Below are 17,284 nucleotides of genomic sequence, written 5' to 3'. Positions count from 1 at the left end.
AACGGGCCTGTATCTGCCATTCTTCAAGCGCCAGGAGATATCTACCCGCAACGCGAATTATTCAGGATAGCGACGTTTGTGGCAGCGCACCCCGCGTCAGGATATGCTAATTTGTTGATTTGCTATCGCGTAATTCCTGTAGAAGGTGCCCGTTATGAAACAAACTGTCTATATCGCCAGCCCTGAAAGCCATCAGATCCACGTCTGGCGCCTGGAGGAGGGCGGCAGTCTGAAACTGCTGCAGGTGGTGGATGCGCCGGGGCAGGTTCAGCCTATGGTGGTCAGCCCGGATAAAGGCTGGCTCTATGTCGGAGTACGTCCGGAGTTTCGGGTCGTCGCTTACCGAATTGCGCCGGATGACGGAACCCTGAATGAAGCCGGGGAAGCGCTGCTGCCGGGTAGTCCGACCCATCTTTCCACCGACCATGAAGGTCGATTCCTGTTCTGCGCCTCATACAATGCGGGCTGTGTCAGCGTCACGCCCCTGAAAGATGGCCGCCCTCAGCCGGTTATCGATAAAGTGGAAGGTCTGGACGGCTGCCATTCCGCCAATATTTCACCGGATAACCGCACCCTGTGGGCGCCGGCGCTGAAGCAGGATCGCATCTGCCTGTTTACCCTGAGTGATGATGGCTACCTGGCGCCCCAGGAGCCTGCCGAAGTCATGACAGTGGAAGGCGCCGGGCCGCGCCATATGGCATTCCACCCTAACCGTCAGTACGCTTACTGCGTAAACGAACTGAATGGTACTGTGGATGTGTGGGAATTACGCGATCCCCGTGGCGAGATCGCGTGCGTACAGAGCCTGGATATGATGCCGCCGGATTTCGCCGATACCCGCTGGGCGGCGGACATTCATATTACGCCGGATGGCCGCCATCTGTACGCCTGCGATCGTACCGCCAGTATCATCACGGTATTCAAAGTATCGGAAGACGGCAGCGTGCTGTCGGTTGCAGGCTATCAGCCCACCGAAACCCAGCCGCGCGGCTTTAATATCGATCACAGCGGCAAATATGTGATTGCCGCGGGTCAGAAGTCGCACCATATTGCCGTGTATGAAATCGAAGGCGAGCAGGGGCTGCTGAAAGAGAAGGGGCGCTATGCGGTAGGTCAGGGGCCGATGTGGGTCACGATTAACGCGTTTTAAGTGATGGCATGGTACGAGCATCGGATCGTACCATGCTTCTCAGCGGCAGGGTGGAGAATGTATTCACATAACAGAGATAAAGATGAGTTTGAACGTAAGAGCAACGAGCTGACAAGGCTTGCACTTGATGTAAAATCAAGACATCTTCTTTATTTGTCTTCTGATTTTATTCTGAAATTCAAAGAATGATAGATAGAGTGAAGCGCGATATTGAGATGAACTGCCTGACTTATAAAGGTGGGGTTGAGCTCATCATTATGAAAATAGAGCATTTAAAAGAGCAGGATTCGTTGCTTACTCTGGATAGAGTCAATGCTTATTTTATTGTAAAAAAGAATCGCAACAAAGAGCTATAAATCTTTCTCTGGCTCAGGCTGGCTTTGTTTCTGGTGGTCAGGCTGTTGGTGGCTGTTGCAACTCCTGGTATCGCATGTGCGGCATATGGTGTCCCAATGATGCTTCATGGAGCTAATAATACATATGAGAGTGGTTATTATCTTCTGTATCGTAAGAGCAAATCTGGAACTGTAAGAGATGCCTATCGCTATGCGGTAGCGCAACTGGGATACGGTAATAGAGAGGCCGACCTGGTTTATGGCACAGTTGATATGGCGTTAACAGGTTATGGTTCTTTTCGTAATGTGTTGCTGCCTAGGGAAAAGTCGTGGAGTTTATTTAGAAACATTAAGTCTGATTATATTCGTGGCTGGCAGGATGCGCCTAAAGTTTCTATTATCGTTGATGGGGCCAGTACCTTATTAACCGGATGGAAAATGTATTCTTTAGCTGGAGATAATCAGTAATGGAGTATAAAGATATTGTTATATCGCAGCCGATATGGCCTGAGTTATGGTATCACTTTTTTTTATAGTTGTATTTATCTTTCTGCCTGGTGGTCGAAAATTAGCTATGGCGATAATAGAAAAAAAGAAAAGCAGATTGATGCTGATTTTTTACACGCTGTTTGTTGTTTTTATTGCCGGCATACAGCTAGCGCTATTCGTCTATGGTGAGGCTTTTGCACGCAGTTTCTTGCATGTCAATTTTAACCCACATTCATATGACACTGTTTTTTATGGCTCTTTTATCTACTTTATTATTTACTCATTCACTATGCCTCGAAATATATTCGTTAAATATGTTTGATTATTCTAAAAAAAGGCGCCAAATCCGGCGCCTCTGCTATTTTAGCGATTACTCGCTACCTTCACCGATGTTCTGGTATTCCCACAGGCGGTTAAAGCCAGGATCGTTCAGATCGCGTTTGATATTGCCATCGTCGTCTTTACCGTCGCCGACGTTACCGGCATAGGCGCGGCCGGATTCGGCGGCGTCGCCCCAGGGCTGGTCGCGGTTAAAACCGGCATTGATGGTGCTGTTGCGGATAACCACCTGGCCGTTGGAGTGGCCGCCCAGATCCCAGGCGCGGCCCAGCTGCGCCACGCCTTCGCCATCGGCGGTGAGGCGGCTGTTTTCCACCAGGAAGCCGTAGTACATATTGGAAGCCGTCGCTGGCGCAAAGACCCACCCCTGCTTCTGGGTACGGGAGTTGACCAGCCGGAAATCGGTGTTATCGAACACCACCGCGCCGCGACCGGCGACCATATCGACATCCCCTTCAATATAGCTGTTGGTGACCAGAGTGCGGGTCAGTCGGTTATCCATCATCCGGTTATTCAGGTCGCTGTTGGTGACCAGCAAGGTATTCTGGCGACCAAGGATATTGACGTGGTCGATCTGCACCTTATCACCGTCGCTGCGCAGCGCCACTGCCCGGTGATCGCCTTCGCCCACGGCATCACCCAGGGTGTTCTGGATGGTCAGGTTTTTCAGCTGTAGCCCGCTATTCTGGGACCAGAATACGGCGGAACACATAATGCCGACATTGCCTTCACGGCGGTTCTGACAGTTATCAAACATATACCAGGCCGGTTTACCGGGCATATATTTGCCGCCGGGGTTAACGGCATGTCGCCAGGTGTTGGCGTCCACTTCAGAATCCAGTGCCATGCCTATCTTCACATCACCGGGGTTGTTGCCGGTACCGTAAAGAGTCAGGCTGTCGGAGCCCGCCGGAATATAGACGGTACCGCTGTATTCGCCGGGCTGAATGGCGATGTACTGACGGCGGCTGGAATGTTTCGCCATCGCGGCATCGACCGCAGCCTGAATGGTCGTATGGGTCACGCCTTCGCCGTTTGCCGGGCCGACCACAAAGTCAGGCGACTGGGGGACAGTAATGTCCGACGGGGACCAGGGGGCTGCATCAGGAGCGATATCAGAGAAGTAGCGCTGCTGGGTAAAGTTTTTGGCTTCACCGGCGGAAAGAATGGGGCGCGACTGGCTGCCTGGCGCTTCCTGGTCAGAACGGCTGCCGGAAGAGCTGCATGCGCTCAGCGTCACGCCAACGGCCAGTGCCAGGGCCAGGCGGGATAGCGAAAAAGTTTTCAAGGGTTGCTCCTTGGCTATAACGGATGACGAATAACAGTCCTGCCTGAGTATTTGGCCCGAAGCCCCATGAGCGGCAGGATTCATTATCAGAAACCTGCCTTTTTATACTAACTTGAGCGAAACGGGAAGCCGATTTTAACCCAGGCCTCCCGCGATGGCGTTAAATATACCAGGCGGTCAGACTGGCCTGGCCCAGCGAGTGGAAGTGAACGTTAAAGCCCACCATGGCGCCGCTGGCGTTCTCGTCCACCTCTATGGCCGGAACGTCCAGCGCGTGAACGGTAAAAATGTAGCGATGGCTTTCGCCCTGCGGCGGCGCGGCACCACCGTATCCGGCCGTGCCGAAGTCAGTACGGGTCTGGATGGCTCCCCCGGGCAGCGGCGCCGCGCCAGAACCCGCACCGGGCGGCAGTTCGCGAGTATCTTCAGGCAGATTCGCGACTACCCAGTGCCACCAGCCGGATCCGGTAGGGGCGTCGGGATCGAAGCAGGTCACCACAAAGCTTTTCGTACCGTCTGGCACCTCGTCCCACGCCAGGTGGGGGGAGAGGTTCTCGCCGCTGTAGCCCATACCATTGAATACCTGGCGTTCCGGCAGCTTTGCGCCGTCAGTGATATCTTCACTAAAGAGTTTCATTCTGACTCCTTGTTACTTTAGCGCTTTAATAATTTTAACAACTCTTGTGCGGCAACAACCGAAGAGGCCGGGTTCTGCCCGGTGACCAGATGGCCGTCGGTGATGGCGAAAGCCCCCCAGTCGTCGGTGCGTTCAAACAGGCCGCCTGCCTGTTTTAACGCATTTTCCACCAGGAAGGGAACCACCCGGGTCAGTCCGACTGCCTCTTCTTCACTGTTGGTAAAGCCGGTAACCCGCTTGCCAGCCACCAGCGGCGAGCCGTCAGGCTTGCGGGCCTTGTACAGCACGCCGGGAGCGTGGCAGACCGCGCCCACCGGTTTGCCCGCCGCCCAGAACTGCTCGATCAGAGCCAGGGAGTCGGGATCCTGCGCCAGATCCCAGAGCGGGCCGTGGCCGCCGGGGTAAAACAGGGCATCGTAGTCCCGGGAGCGGATGTCGCCAAGCTTGCGGGTCGCGGCCAGCGCCGCTTTCGCCTCCGGGTCGGCGCGGAAGCGGCGGGTATCTTCGGTCCTGGCGTCCGGCTGGTCGCTTTTGGGATCGAGCGGCGGCTGGCCGCCAGCGGGAGAGGCCAGGGTAATGGCCAGACCGGCGTCGAGAAAAACATAGAACGGGGCGGCGAACTCTTCGAGCCAGAAGCCGGTTTTTTTGCCGGTATCCCCCAGTTTATCGTGCGAGGTCAGCACCATAAGTATTTTCATCGTTTTCTCCCGGTTGAGGACGACTGCCTGAAGTGTAGTGCATCCACCGGGAGTGATGGTCTCAGCGCTGGAAAAGTGTCGGTTGACGCAGCGCGGCAGCAACGGCGCTGGTCAGCCGGTTTAGCTGCTCTGGCGTGATAACGTAGGGGGGCATCAGATAGATCAGGCGACCGAAGGGGCGGATCCAGACTCCGGCTTCGACGAAGAAGCGCTGGATAGCCGCCATATCTACCGGCGTATGGGTTTCCACTACGCCGATGGCGCCAAGCACCCTCACGTCGGCGACTTCCGGTTCATCGATTAGCGGCAGCAGGGTCTGACGCAGCTGGCTTTCAATGGCCGCCACCTGGCTCTGCCAGTCTTCCTGCTCCAGCAGCGCCAGACTTTCGCAGGCCACCGCGCAGGCCAGCGGGTTGCCCATAAAGGTGGGGCCGTGCATAAAGCAGCCCGCCTCGCCGTTACTGATCGTCTCCGCCACGTGGCGGGTGGTCAGGGTGGCGGAGAGCGTCATGGTACCGCCGGTCAGCGCCTTACCCAGACACAGAATATCCGCGCTGATATCGGCATGTTCACAGGCGAACAGCTTACCGGTACGCCCGAAGCCGGTGGCGATTTCGTCGGCAATCAGCAGTATTCCTTCGCGGTCACACAGGCGGCGAATCTGGCGCAGCAGCTCGGGATGCCACATCCGCATACCCCCCGCGCCCTGAACTACCGGCTCCAGAATCACTGCGGCAATCTCACGGCGATGGGCGGCCATCAGACGGGCGAAACCCACCAGGTCGCGCTCATCCCATTCGCCGTCAAAACGGCTTTGGGGCGCCGGGGCAAACAGATTTTCCGGCAGATAGCCGCGCCACAGGCTGTGCATTGAGTTATCAGGATCGCAAACCGACATCGCTCCAAAGGTGTCGCCGTGGTAGCCATTGCGCAGGGTGAGAAAACGCTGACGCGGTTCGCCCTTCGCCTGCCAGTACTGCAGCGCCATTTTCATCGCCACTTCCACCGCCACTGAACCGGAATCCGCCAGGAATACGCACTCCAGCGCGGCGGGCGTCATCGCTACCAGACGCCGACACAGTTCCACCGCCGCCGGGTGGGTAATGCCGCCGAACATCACGTGGGACATCTGCGCCATCTGGCGTGTGAGAGCGGCGTTGAGCTGCGGGTGATTGTAGCCGTGAATCGCGGCCCACCAGGAAGACATGCCGTCGACCAGCCGCTCGCCGCTGGAAAGCTCCAGCTCGCAGCCCCGGGCGGCGACAACGGGCCAGGTGGGCAGTGGCTGGCTCATGGAGGTGTAAGGATGCCAGATATGCTGGCGGTCGAATTCGAGATCGGCAGGGGTCATAAGCGAACTTGTAAACCATTTTAAAAAGATTTAGGTTTACAAGAATAACCAAAAACCGAAAGAAACAACACCCCCTGGAGAGGCTCATGACCCATCCCACTCGCTGGACAATGGAGCAGGTTAACGCCCTGTTCGAAAAACCGTTTCTGGATCTGCTGTTCGAAGCGCAGCAGGTGCACCGCCAGCATTTCGATCCGCGTCAGGTGCAGGTGAGCACGCTGCTGTCAATCAAGACCGGCGCCTGCCCTGAAGACTGCAAATATTGTCCCCAGAGCGCACGCTATAAGACGGGGCTTGAGGCGGAAAAGCTGATGGAGGTCGAACAGGTGCTGACTTCCGCCCGTCAGGCCCGGGATGCCGGATCGACCCGTTTTTGTATGGGGGCCGCCTGGAAGAACCCCAGCGACCGCGATATGCCTTACCTTGAGCAGATGGTTCAGGGGGTGAAGGCGCTGGGCCTTGAAACCTGTATGACCCTGGGGACGCTCAGCGACGAGCAGGCCCGGCGTCTGGCGGGTTCCGGCCTGGATTACTACAACCACAACCTGGATACCTCGCCGGAGTTCTACGGCAATATCATCACCACCCGCAGCTACCAGGAGCGGCTCGATACCCTTGACCGGGTGCGCGATGCCGGTATTAAGGTCTGCTCCGGCGGTATCGTTGGTCTGGGGGAGACGGTGAAAGACAGAGCCGGTCTGCTGCTACAGCTGGCGAATCTGCCCACCCCTCCGGAAAGCGTGCCGATCAACATGCTGGTGAAAGTGAAAGGGACGCCGCTGGCGGAAAATGACGATGTCGATCCTTTCGATTTCATCCGTACCATCGCCGTGGCGCGCATTATGATGCCGCGCTCTTATGTGCGCCTGTCCGCCGGGCGCGAGCAGATGAACGAACAGACCCAGGCCATGTGCTTTATGGCCGGGGCCAACTCGATTTTCTACGGCTGCAAGCTGCTGACCACGCCGAACCCGGAAGAGGACAAAGACCTGCAGCTGTTCCGTAAGCTGGGGCTGAATCCCCAGTCTCGCGCCGTCGAGGCGGGCGATAACGAACAGCAGGAACGACTGACCCGCCAGATCGAACGCGCCGATGCCAGCGCCCCCTGGTACGACGCGGCAGCGCTATGAGCTGGTCGCAGCGTATTGATGCGGCGCTGAACGAGCGACGCGCCACTGATGGTATGCGGGTTCGGCAGCCTCTGGCCTGCGGTAACGGCCGTCTGTTGCAGAGGGGCGATCGCCAGTGGCGCAACTTTTCCAGCAATGACTATCTGGGGCTGAGCCGCCATCCGCAGATTATTGCCGCCTGGCAGGATGGGGCGGCGCGCTACGGCGTGGGGAGCGGCGGCTCCGGCCATGTTACCGGCTACAGCGAAGCGCATCAGACGCTGGAGCAGAGCCTTGCCGACTGGCTGGGGTATCCGCGCGCGCTGCTGTTTATCTCTGGCTTTGCGGCCAATCAGGCGGTGATCCACGCGCTGGCCCGTAAGGGGGATCGGCTGGTGGCCGATCGTCTGAGCCACGCTTCGTTGCTGGAAGCGGCCAGTCTGAGCCCGGCGCAGCTGCGGCGCTTTCCCCACAACGATGTCGCGGCGTTAAGCCGTCTGCTGGCCGCCCCCTGCGAGGGCCAGCAGCTGGTGATAACCGAAGGTGTCTTTAGTATGGACGGCGATCGCGCGCCGCTGGCACAGGTCTCTGCCGCCACTCGCGCCGCCGGAGGCTGGCTGATGGTGGATGACGCCCACGGTATCGGCGTTACCGGTGAACAGGGGCGCGGCAGCTGCCACCGGGCCGGTATCCGGCCCGAGCTGCTGGTGGTGACCTTTGGTAAAGCCTTTGGCGTCAGCGGCGCGGCGGTGTTGTGCAGCGAACCGCTCGCCGATTATCTGCTGCAGTTCGCCCGCCACCTGATTTACAGCACCGCCATGCCGCCCGCTCAGGCCCGGGCGCTGTCGGCGGCGCTGGCGGTGATTCGCGCCCCCGAAGGCGAGGCGCTGCGCCAGCATTTACAGGGGCTGATCGCCCGTTTTCGGGGCGGGGCGGCACAGCTTCCGTTTCAGCTGGCGGAGTCGCAGACGGCCATTCAGCCGCTGATTGTCGGTGATAACCTTCGGGCATTGCGGCTGGCGGAGCGCTTGCTGGCGCGTGGACTCTGGTGCTGCGCCATTCGCCCGCCGACGGTGCCGGCCGGTAGCGCGCGGCTGCGGCTAACCCTGAGCGCGGCCCATCGGGAACAGGATATCGATGCACTACTGGAGGCGCTGCATGACTGCCGTGAATAAGCAGGCCGTGGCCGGCGCCTTCGGGCGGGCTGCCGCTACCTATGATCGTTTCGCCGAACTGCAGCGCATGAGCGGTCAGCGCCTGATGCAGCAGGCCGGAGACGGAGTACCGGACACTGTACTCGATGCTGGCTGCGGCACCGGCTTTTTCAGCCGCCTTTGGCGCCAGCGCGGCAGTCAGGTGATTGCTCTGGATCTGGCTCCGGCCATGCTGGAGCAGGTCAGGGACAGCCAGGCGGCTCACCACTGCGTGCAGGGCGATATTGAAGCGCTGCCGCTGGCGGACGACAGCGTCGCGCTCGCCTGGAGTAATCTGGCGGTACAGTGGTGCGGCTCTTTGTCCCGCGGGCTGGCGGAGCTCAAGCGCGTGGTTCGCCCTGGCGGTCGGGTGCTGTTCAGCACCCTGTGCGAGGGGTCGCTGCCGGAACTGCATCAGGCGTGGCGCGCGGTGGACAGCCAGCGCCACGCTAACCGGTTTTTGAGCGCAGAGCAGATTATGGCGGCGGCCGGTACCCAGGGTATGCGCGGGCACAGCGCAATGGTCACGCTCTGGTTCGACTCTCCGCTGAGCGCCATGCGTTCACTGAAGGGCATCGGCGCCACCCATCTGCACGACGGGCGCGCCGCCAGAACCCTGACCCGCGGCCAGCTTAACGCGCTGGCCCTGGCCTGGCCGCAACATGAGGGGAAGTTCCCCCTGAGCTATCAACTGTTTTATGGAGCGATTGAGAAGTGACTAAACGTTGGTTTGTAACCGGAACCGATACCGAAGTGGGAAAAACCGTCGCCAGTTGTGCACTGTTGCAGGCCGCCGCTCTGGCGGGCTGGCGTACCGCGGGCTATAAGCCGGTGGCCTCCGGCAGCGAGATGACCGATGAGGGCGTGCGTAATGGCGATGCCCTGGCGTTGCAGCGTCACAGCACCCAGGCGCTGGACTATGCCCAGGTGAATCCGCTGACGTTTCTGGAGCCAACGTCGCCGCACATTGTCAGCCGGGAAGAGGGCAGACCCATCACGTTCGGCGCGCTGTCCGCCGGGCTGCGCGACCTGGAGCGTCAGGCCGACTGGGTGCTGGTGGAAGGCGCTGGCGGCTGGTTTACACCGCTGTCCGACACGACCTTTTTTTCCGACTGGGTGGTGGAAGAGCAGCTACCGGTGATTCTGGTGGTGGGCGTTAAACTTGGCTGCATCAATCATGCGCTGCTGACCGCCGCCGCGGTGCAGAGCGCCGGGCTGCGGCTGGCGGGCTGGGTCGCCAATGATGTGCAGCCGCCCGGGCGCCGCCATGCGGAATATCTGGCTACGCTGCGTGCGCAGCTACCGGCGCCGATGCTCGGCGAGATCCCCTGGCTTGCGGAGCCCGCGGCACCCGGCGGCCAGTGGCTCGATTTAACGCAGCTCGACGGTTAAGGCGCCATCCAGCCCAGCAGCCGTTCATCCAGTTGACCTGGCCCACCCTGGGCCAGGTTACGTCCGCGGTGCAGTAAGCAGAAACGATCCGCCACTCTGCGGATTAGCGACAGGCTGCGTTCCGCCAGCAGAACCGTCATTCCGAACTCCTGAACCAGCCGTTTCACCAGCAGTGCCATCTCTTCGAGCGGCGTCTGAGGATGCGCGCGTAATGGTTCGTCCAGAATCAACAACCGGGGGCCGGTGACCAGCGCCAACGCCAGCGCCAGCGGCTGGCGTAGCTGTATGGGCAGTGCGCCTGCCGGCAGGTGACGGACGGCGTAGAGCGCCGGAAACAGGGCGTCTATTAGCGGCGGAATCGCCCGGGGAGTGGCGTTAACGGCCCGTAGAGCGATATGCAGATTCTGCTCCACCGAAAGCCGGGTAAACAGCCGCTGGCCCTGAGGCAGATAACCAATACCCAGCGCGGCTCTGCGCGCGACCGACATATTACGCAAATCTTCCGGCGGCCCGCCGGGCGTTTGCCAGAGCAGGGCACCGCTCTGCACCGGCAGGTGGCCGGTAATGCAGTTAGCCAGGGTTGTTTTTCCGGCTCCTGGCTCGCCCAGCAGGCAGGTACACTCTCCCGGCGCCAGTTCCAGATCCACATTCCATAATACGTGGCGATCGCCGTAAAACTGATTCACTGCGCGTACACTCAACATGGCTGCTCTCCTCTGCCAGGGCCTGGTCGCCGCATGCGCGGCTACCCGGAGGCGGTGCAAATCGCTTGCCAGCTATTCCAGTTAACAAAAAGCGCAACAACACGCTAAAAAAACGGACAAGACGCCACAATGCAGAGTTTTACGCTGTTCTATGGAGGGGATGGCTGCACTTCGACGGTGCTGACAGCTTCGCCTTTTTGGTGCAGATGCGGTTATTTATGGTGTCGGACTGGGATACGTCGCGAGCGCTTAAAGAGACAAAAAAAAGCATAAAACTTTTTTTTGCGGCCCGACACACACAAACCAGGGTTTTCGGGCAGGCGGCATGGTTTGTGGCCCCGGAGCAGTTATCCACTATTCCTGTGGATAACCTTGTGTATTAGAGTTAGAAAACGTGCGGTAAGCAAGAAAAGACGCGGGTCGCGCCTGAATTGGCGTCAAAGCCGCCTTTATTTAAATTTATATTTGTATCAATGAGTTAAATAAAATCAATCCTTGTCATAAAACCGCCATACTCAGAAATAAAACTTTCATCACCTGACTTGACAAATGTTAAATCTTACCTCCGTTCTGGGGATAACCAGAGGCGCAGGGGTGAAAAATCCAGCGCGGCGGCAAAACGGCGAATATTTGCCGGTGAATTCGCTTTACGGCACAAGGTTAAGCGATGAATTACTGTGTTTCCATCCAGCTATTGTGATTGGCAAAAACGCCCGCGGCGAGTAAAATTACTCTCCGGCTTGCACACTTCTTCACCATCAGGTAGCCCGCCATGAGCAAAGCGTTAAAACTCCACTCCGCCTTTCAACCTTCCGGCGATCAGCCCGAAGCGATTCGACGCCTCTGCGAGGGGCTGGACGACGGGCTGGCTCATCAGACCCTGCTGGGGGTGACCGGCTCGGGGAAAACCTTCACCATCGCCAACGTCATCGCGAATTTGCAGCGCCCCACCATGGTGCTGGCGCCTAATAAGACCCTGGCGGCTCAGCTATATGGCGAAATGAAGGAGTTCTTCCCGGAAAACGCGGTGGAGTATTTCGTCTCTTACTACGATTACTACCAGCCCGAAGCCTATGTTCCCAGCTCCGACACCTTTATCGAAAAAGACGCCTCGGTGAACGAGCATATCGAACAGATGCGGCTGTCGGCCACCAAGGCGCTGCTGGAGCGACGCGATGTGGTGGTGGTGGCGTCGGTTTCGGCCATCTACGGCCTGGGCGATCCCGATCTTTACCTGAAGATGATGCTGCACCTGACCGTTGGCATGCTGGTGGATCAGCGTTCGATTCTGCGCCGCCTGGCGGAGCTACAGTACACCCGTAACGACCAGGCGTTCCAGCGCGGTACCTTCCGGGTGCGCGGCGAGGTTATCGATATCTTCCCGGCGGAATCAGACGAGGTGGCGCTGCGGGTGGAGTTGTTCGACGACGAAGTGGAACGGCTGTCATTGTTCGATCCGCTGACCGGCCACGTGGAGTCTACGGTGCAGCGCTATACCATCTACCCAAAAACCCACTACGTGACGCCGCGCGAGCGCATCGTTCAGGCGATGGAAGAGATCAAAGAGGAGCTGGCGGAACGCCGCAGGGTACTGCTGGCCAATGACAAGCTGCTGGAAGAGCAGCGCCTGAGCCAGCGTACTCAGTTCGATCTGGAGATGATGAACGAACTGGGCTACTGCTCGGGCATCGAGAACTATTCGCGCTATCTTTCCGGGCGCGGCCCGGGCGAGCCGCCGCCGACCCTGTTCGACTACCTGCCCGCCGACGGGCTGCTGGTGGTGGATGAATCCCACGTGACCATTCCCCAGATAGGCGGCATGTTCCGCGGCGATCGGGCGCGCAAGGAGACTCTGGTGGAGTATGGCTTCCGGCTGCCTTCGGCGCTGGATAACCGCCCGCTGAAGTTCGAAGAGTTCGAAGCGCTGGCCCCACAGACCATCTACGTTTCTGCTACGCCGGGCAATTACGAGATGGAAAAATCCGGCGGCGATGTTATCGATCAGGTAGTGCGGCCAACCGGGCTGCTGGATCCGATGATCGAAGTCCGACCGGTGGCGACTCAGGTGGACGATCTGCTGTCGGAGATCCGTCAACGCGCCGCCCGCAACGAACGGGTGCTGGTGACCACCCTGACCAAACGTATGGCGGAAGACCTGACCGAATATCTGGAAGAGCACGGAGAGCGGGTACGCTATCTGCATTCGGATATCGATACCGTGGAGCGCATGGAGATTATTCGCGATTTGCGCCTTGGCGAGTTCGACGTGCTGGTGGGGATAAACCTGCTGCGAGAAGGGCTGGATATGCCGGAGGTGTCGCTGGTGGCGATTCTTGATGCCGATAAAGAGGGCTTCCTGCGTTCAGAGCGCTCCCTGATTCAGACCATCGGTCGCGCCGCGCGTAACGTTAACGGCCAGGCGATTCTGTACGGCGATAAGATCACGCCTTCTATGGCGAAGGCGATTGGCGAAACCGAACGCCGTCGCGAGAAGCAGCAGCGCTATAATGAAGAGCACGGCATTGTGCCTCAGGGACTTAACAAGAAGGTGGTGGATATTCTGGCGCTGGGCGAAGGGCTGGCTCGTACCAGGGCGAAGGGCCGCGGTCGCGGCCGGGCGGTAGCCGCAACGGCGGAAGCGGCAGAGATGACGCCGAAAGCGCTGCAGCAGAAAATTCAGCAGCTGGAAGAGCAGATGATGCAGCACGCCAGGGATCTGGAATTCGAACAGGCGGCGGCACTGCGCGATCAGATTCACCAGCTGCGCGAGCTGTTTATCGCGGCTTCCTGATGTTTCCCCGCAATAATTGAAGCCGCAGGCAGAGATGCCCCGCGGCTTGAGGTATGACGGGAAAGTTAGCCGAGGGCCTGGAGCGCTTTTTCCAGCGCCAGGCGCAGCAGATGGCGATCGTGGCGGTAGGGGATGTCGCTGGCTTCCAGCGGCTCTTCGATGATGGCCCGGTCGCCGCAGCCACGGATGCTGACGCCGGGGCGCGCTACCACCGCATCCACAAAGTGTTTCCCCACGTGGCGCTCCATCAGCGCCAGTCGCTGGCCGAGATCCAGATCGGCGGCGGGGCTATGTTCCGCCCCCAGGTTATCAATGAATACCACCGGCGCTGGCGTACGGCGCAGGGCCTGGGCCATATCTTCCAGCAGCAGAATCGGCATCAGGCTGGTGTAAAAGCTGCCGGGCCCCATAATAATCAGATCGGCATCGGCGATGGATTGCAGCGCTTCACGGGTGGCGTGGCCCTTCGGCGAAAGCATCAGATCGGCGGGGGGCGCGCTGAGCTGGTCGATGTCTACTTCGCCGTACACCATATTGCCTTCGCGGTCGGTGGCGGCAAGATCCAGCGGCTGTTCGGACATGGGGATCAGAAACGCGTCTACCTTCAGCAGATTGCGAATCAGGTTAATGGCCTCCAGCGGCCGCACGCTAAGATGATCCAGCGCCTTAAGCATCAGGTTTCCGAGGTTATGGCCCGCCAGTTCGCCGTTACCGCCAAAACGGTATTCAAACATCGCCGAGGCCACGCTGGGCTCGGTAATTAACTGATTCAGGCAGTTGCGGGTATCCCCCCAGGCGATCCCTCCTTCAGAGCGACGGATACGGCCGGTGGAGCCACCGTTATCAGTGGTGGTGACAATACCGGTCAGACGCGAACCCAGCGAAGAGAGGGCGGACATCACGCGCCCCAGACCGTGACCACCGCCCAGGGCAACCACCCGGTCAAGATCGGCAAAAGTGCGACTACGCATAGCGATTCCTTCAGGATAACGTTCCGCCCTTAAGGTAGCGCAAAGCGGCGGAAAAGACGAACAGCGCTGTGGGGGAGAGCGGCCAGACTGTAATGCCTTCTCTGAACACTTCTAAAATATCCTCTGAGTCTCCAGGTCGACTTTGAGTCCTCCCTGACGTTGTGACGACATGACAATGACTTTGGCCTCTTCTATTTTACCCGGATATCCATTGTTTTTTTATTCATCCGGGTTTATCTCCATCACACCTTTTCAGCGACAAGCTGCATATGAGTTTTATTCAGAATATTCTTAATTTATTGCTGTCATAGGACCTTTACTCTTGATATCTCAACAATATAGGAATTTACGCACGCGGAGAGACAGAATGACATTCCCGGCACAGTTCTCAAAAAACCTTCCGGATTACAGCTTTGCACGAAGTTTGGGTCTTGCCTCCGGCGGCGATATTGATTTTACGGCTCTTGCCAATCAGTTGGACTGCAGCCGAAACTTCAGTCAGGTCGGAATTATTTATTCAGACGGTGCACGTCAGTGGTTAGTAAGACCATCAAGGCGGATCGCGACACCAAATGAGAGTTCGGTAAGTCATGTAGTAGTAACAAAAGTCAACGCGTCATCTAATAATCCCGTTCAGGCAACGACTAATACGATTCAGTCGCCTTCACTGGCGACTGAAATTGGTTCGACGGCGATTTCATGTGGGGCCGCAATTCTCACAGTCGTGCTTGTAGCGGGCGCAGGTATGGCCATTCCTTTCTCTGGGGGGACCTCCACAGCAGTTGCCGCTGTGATTACCGCTGGTGGTGTAGCGACAGGGATTCAATGCGCAAATGGGCTTGGTCGGCTTTCATTAATTGCCATGAATCATGATAACTATGTTGCATGGTTGGATTCTCAGGAGTGGTATACGGCAACCAATACTGCTCTCGATATGATTTCTCTTGCCGGGGCTGCTGCGGGTTTAAAAAGTGCCGCATTAACCTACCGCCTGCTTAATCGTTCGACGACGGAAAGTTTACTCTCATTATTGCAAAAAATGGGCCGAGCCGACCGCGCACGATTGACAGAGGAAATTATTCGTATCCGAAATCCCGGTATCTCTAATTCAGGCATTAAAGCGGCAATGAAAGCTGGGGTCTACCCTAAGCGTTATCCTACGGAAGCATTGCAGTTACTCTTGCAACGTGAGTTGATGAATGCCGTTGCAAACTCTTCAGCATTTGTCGGTAGTGCAATTTCGGGTACCATCAGAAATCCTCAGAATATTGCGCAATCCGGAAAATACATTTTTGGTTTAATTCAGTCGTTCTCATTTACAGGAAGTCATTGACCCGGCGATGATCAAATATATTAGAAAGAGCCTTGCGTTAAGCTCTGTCACTACAAAGAAAATGGCGACTGATGATCCGCAACGACTTGAGTTGTTAAAAGATCGGTTAAAAAGCCGATTCGGCGTGCCTGTCGGCATACATATGACAGGAATTCCCTTAGCTATCAGCATGATACTTGCCATTTTTTGCTACGCTATGCCACAGGTTTCTGTCTGGATGATGCTGTTTCGCTGGTTAGGATTACCTGAATATAAAGTACTGATGGGGGTTTTCTTTGCGGCAGTCGTTTATTGTGTGATTATTATGACCACTATGCTACTGACTTCGCGTGGTTCTTTTACGGGATATAAATTACATCTTGTGGTTATTGTGCTGACAGGAATGATAGCCGGTATCTATTTTATCTCTTCCTGGTTTTCATTTTTATTCGGTGTTGTTGACAATTACACGCCGCAGATAACGTCTGTTTTAGGGCTGATATTTTTTGGTCTGAATATTATGTGGATGAATTCGTCGATGTTCTATCGGTCAATAGCCCTGATGTTGCATAACCGGGTATGGCGTAAGCAACTAAAAATAGAGGCACGGCATATGGCAGGGATCAGGCGTTAAATGCACTCATTGATGTTATTGACAGAGGCCATATGCCGGAGGCTCTCTAAATGTGAATGGCACGATTATACGGGATACTTACAGAAGTATGACTGTACTTATTCGGAAGCTGTTGAATTTATAGAAAACAATTGTGTAAACTTGTCATCTGTAAAATTACTGCAAGAGCTATATGATCGTTCCATGATTGGTTGCATTAATGGCACTAATGGTTATGCGCACTTTAAACATCGGACAAGTAAAAAAGATGCTCATGAGTATAGACTTGATCCTACAGGGCTAGTTATAGTGCATTCAGGAATAAGTATAAACCTGCGCAACCGGTAGCTTATAGTTTCCGATATCTTTACTGTAGGTTCAGACTGAATTAAGCCACTCATTGTTAGTTAATCCTGACTTTTAACAGGCTTAACTATAAAACTAGAGATATGCTGTATAGACCATACAGAAAAGAATGTAAGCGAGTACAAGCCAAATATACAAATGCCAATATTGAAAACAATCTTTTGAATATTTTAGTTCTTATTAGTTTATATGTAAATAATTTCGATATACGAACTTTTAGATGTCGTAATGTAATTTTAAACAAGTATTGCATTCATACTTTCTTTCATAAATGTAGGTACTCATAATGCCAGTAACGCCCACTCTTGGCACAAAGCAGCCATTGCACATAGCGGTAAAATAAAGCAGGCAAAGGAGTAGTGATTTCGTGAGTTTTTGTTCGGACTATATCTGACCTGTAGAGGGAGAGGCATAGCCACCTGGGGCAATGGCATGGGTGGCATAGCCGGTGACTAAAAACTGCTCGTCCGGGAAGAACGCTCTCTGCACACGCCAAACGCCGGTGGCACTTTGCGTTGACCGGGCGCTGCAGGAGATAATGATGTA

The 17,284-nt window shown here is 56.5% G+C and carries 16 protein-coding genes; 10 read left to right on the top strand and 6 right to left on the bottom strand.

The window, feature by feature from the left end; genetic code table 11:
- Positions 1 to 154 precede the first annotated feature (154 nt).
- From pgl to V3W49_RS01520, 3 genes are all read left to right on the top strand, one after another.
- Positions 155 to 1,150, top strand: coding sequence for a 6-phosphogluconolactonase (gene pgl / locus V3W49_RS01530; protein WP_500143222.1), 996 nt, complete (start codon positions 155 to 157; stop codon positions 1,148 to 1,150).
- 197 nt (positions 1,151 to 1,347) lie between these two features.
- A complete protein-coding gene (locus V3W49_RS01525; RefSeq protein ID WP_500143220.1) occupies positions 1,348 to 1,506 on the top strand; it encodes a hypothetical protein in 159 nt (52 codons plus the stop codon).
- A gap of 48 nt (positions 1,507 to 1,554) precedes the next feature.
- Positions 1,555 to 1,953, top strand: coding sequence for a DUF4225 domain-containing protein (locus V3W49_RS01520; protein WP_500143218.1), 399 nt, complete (start codon positions 1,555 to 1,557; stop codon positions 1,951 to 1,953).
- Positions 1,954 to 2,344: 391 nt separating this feature from the next.
- Here V3W49_RS01520 and V3W49_RS01515 read toward each other — a convergent pair whose 3' ends face one another.
- The 4 genes from V3W49_RS01515 to bioA all read right to left on the bottom strand — a co-directional run bounded on the left by V3W49_RS01515 (position 2,345) and on the right by bioA (position 6,287).
- The gene (locus V3W49_RS01515) at positions 2,345 to 3,601 is read right to left on the bottom strand and encodes a putative acyl-CoA thioester hydrolase (protein WP_500143216.1); all 1,257 of its coding nucleotides are present in this window, start codon (positions 3,599 to 3,601) and stop codon (positions 2,345 to 2,347) included.
- A gap of 160 nt (positions 3,602 to 3,761) precedes the next feature.
- The gene (locus V3W49_RS01510) at positions 3,762 to 4,238 is read right to left on the bottom strand and encodes a kinase inhibitor (RefSeq protein ID WP_500143215.1); all 477 of its coding nucleotides are present in this window, start codon (positions 4,236 to 4,238) and stop codon (positions 3,762 to 3,764) included.
- A 17-nt stretch (positions 4,239 to 4,255) separates the two neighbouring features.
- The gene (locus V3W49_RS01505; RefSeq protein WP_500143214.1) at positions 4,256 to 4,936 is read right to left on the bottom strand and encodes a type 1 glutamine amidotransferase domain-containing protein; all 681 of its coding nucleotides are present in this window, start codon (positions 4,934 to 4,936) and stop codon (positions 4,256 to 4,258) included.
- 61 nt (positions 4,937 to 4,997) lie between these two features.
- Positions 4,998 to 6,287 carry an adenosylmethionine--8-amino-7-oxononanoate transaminase gene (bioA, locus tag V3W49_RS01500; RefSeq protein ID WP_500143212.1) on the bottom strand — a complete coding sequence of 430 codons (1,290 nt, stop codon included), beginning with the start codon at positions 6,285 to 6,287 and terminating at the stop codon, positions 4,998 to 5,000.
- An 86-nt stretch (positions 6,288 to 6,373) separates the two neighbouring features.
- Between bioA and bioB the strand changes: the two genes are divergently transcribed.
- From bioB to bioD, 4 genes are read left to right on the top strand one after another with little or no spacing between them, the layout of a single operon-like run.
- Positions 6,374 to 7,417, top strand: coding sequence for a biotin synthase BioB (bioB, locus tag V3W49_RS01495; RefSeq protein ID WP_500143210.1), 1,044 nt, complete (start codon positions 6,374 to 6,376; stop codon positions 7,415 to 7,417).
- Entirely contained in the window at positions 7,414 to 8,571 is a 1,158-nt protein-coding gene (gene bioF, locus V3W49_RS01490) for an 8-amino-7-oxononanoate synthase (protein ID WP_500143209.1), read from the top strand. Before bioB ends, bioF begins: the two co-directional genes overlap by 4 nt.
- Positions 8,555 to 9,307 (top strand): malonyl-ACP O-methyltransferase BioC, encoded by a 753-nt coding sequence (bioC, locus tag V3W49_RS01485; protein ID WP_500143208.1) that lies wholly within the window; start codon positions 8,555 to 8,557, stop codon positions 9,305 to 9,307. Before bioF ends, bioC begins: the two co-directional genes overlap by 17 nt.
- Positions 9,304 to 9,981: a dethiobiotin synthase gene (gene bioD / locus V3W49_RS01480; protein WP_500143207.1), complete on the top strand. Its 678-nt coding sequence runs from the start codon at positions 9,304 to 9,306 to the stop codon at positions 9,979 to 9,981. Before bioC ends, bioD begins: the two co-directional genes overlap by 4 nt.
- Here the strand turns inward: bioD and V3W49_RS01475 are convergent.
- On the bottom strand, positions 9,978 to 10,685 hold the full coding sequence (locus V3W49_RS01475; protein WP_500143205.1) for an ATP-binding cassette domain-containing protein: 708 nt from the start codon (positions 10,683 to 10,685) through the stop codon (positions 9,978 to 9,980). The two genes, bioD and V3W49_RS01475, sit on opposite strands and share 4 nt — an antisense overlap.
- A 772-nt stretch (positions 10,686 to 11,457) precedes the next feature.
- Here V3W49_RS01475 and uvrB point away from each other — a divergent pair.
- A complete protein-coding gene (gene uvrB, locus V3W49_RS01470; RefSeq protein ID WP_500143204.1) occupies positions 11,458 to 13,476 on the top strand; it encodes an excinuclease ABC subunit UvrB in 2,019 nt (672 codons plus the stop codon).
- Positions 13,477 to 13,541: 65 nt separating this feature from the next.
- On the opposite strand, the gene V3W49_RS01465 is transcribed toward uvrB, so the two are convergent.
- The gene (locus V3W49_RS01465) at positions 13,542 to 14,447 is read right to left on the bottom strand and encodes a gluconeogenesis factor YvcK family protein (protein WP_500143202.1); all 906 of its coding nucleotides are present in this window, start codon (positions 14,445 to 14,447) and stop codon (positions 13,542 to 13,544) included.
- A 367-nt stretch (positions 14,448 to 14,814) separates the two neighbouring features.
- Between V3W49_RS01465 and ssp4 the strand changes: the two genes are divergently transcribed.
- Together ssp4 and V3W49_RS01455 are read left to right on the top strand one after the other, a co-directional pair.
- Positions 14,815 to 15,780 (top strand): Ssp4 family T6SS effector, encoded by a 966-nt coding sequence (gene ssp4 / locus V3W49_RS01460; RefSeq protein WP_500143201.1) that lies wholly within the window; start codon positions 14,815 to 14,817, stop codon positions 15,778 to 15,780.
- Positions 15,781 to 15,787: 7 nt separating this feature from the next.
- Positions 15,788 to 16,393 carry a hypothetical protein gene (locus tag V3W49_RS01455; RefSeq protein ID WP_500143200.1) on the top strand — a complete coding sequence of 202 codons (606 nt, stop codon included), beginning with the start codon at positions 15,788 to 15,790 and terminating at the stop codon, positions 16,391 to 16,393.
- Positions 16,394 to 17,284: the final 891 nt, after the last annotated feature.

It is taken from the genome of Rosenbergiella sp. YN46 (genome assembly GCF_036620675.1).
Taxonomy (GTDB): domain Bacteria; phylum Pseudomonadota; class Gammaproteobacteria; order Enterobacterales; family Enterobacteriaceae; genus Jejubacter.
Note: the sequence above shows the minus strand (reverse complement) of the source record. Positions and strands in the feature narration are given on the sequence as shown.

Excerpts from the sequence above, each read along its gene's own strand:
- pgl (WP_500143222.1), top strand. The coding sequence starts at position 155 with ATGAAACAAACTGTCTATATCGCCAGCCCTGAAAGCCATCAGATCCAC.
- V3W49_RS01510 (WP_500143215.1), bottom strand. The coding sequence starts at position 4,238 with ATGAAACTCTTTAGTGAAGATATCACTGACGGCGCAAAGCTGCCGGAA.
- V3W49_RS01505 (WP_500143214.1), bottom strand. The coding sequence starts at position 4,936 with ATGAAAATACTTATGGTGCTGACCTCGCACGATAAACTGGGGGATACC.
- bioA (WP_500143212.1), bottom strand. The coding sequence starts at position 6,287 with ATGACCCCTGCCGATCTCGAATTCGACCGCCAGCATATCTGGCATCCT.
- bioB (WP_500143210.1), top strand. The coding sequence starts at position 6,374 with ATGACCCATCCCACTCGCTGGACAATGGAGCAGGTTAACGCCCTGTTC.
- bioF (WP_500143209.1), top strand. The coding sequence starts at position 7,414 with ATGAGCTGGTCGCAGCGTATTGATGCGGCGCTGAACGAGCGACGCGCC.
- bioC (WP_500143208.1), top strand. The coding sequence starts at position 8,555 with ATGACTGCCGTGAATAAGCAGGCCGTGGCCGGCGCCTTCGGGCGGGCT.
- V3W49_RS01475 (WP_500143205.1), bottom strand. The coding sequence starts at position 10,685 with ATGTTGAGTGTACGCGCAGTGAATCAGTTTTACGGCGATCGCCACGTA.
- uvrB (WP_500143204.1), top strand. The coding sequence starts at position 11,458 with ATGAGCAAAGCGTTAAAACTCCACTCCGCCTTTCAACCTTCCGGCGAT.
- V3W49_RS01465 (WP_500143202.1), bottom strand. The coding sequence starts at position 14,447 with ATGCGTAGTCGCACTTTTGCCGATCTTGACCGGGTGGTTGCCCTGGGC.
- ssp4 (WP_500143201.1), top strand. The coding sequence starts at position 14,815 with ATGACATTCCCGGCACAGTTCTCAAAAAACCTTCCGGATTACAGCTTT.
- V3W49_RS01455 (WP_500143200.1), top strand. The coding sequence starts at position 15,788 with ATGATCAAATATATTAGAAAGAGCCTTGCGTTAAGCTCTGTCACTACA.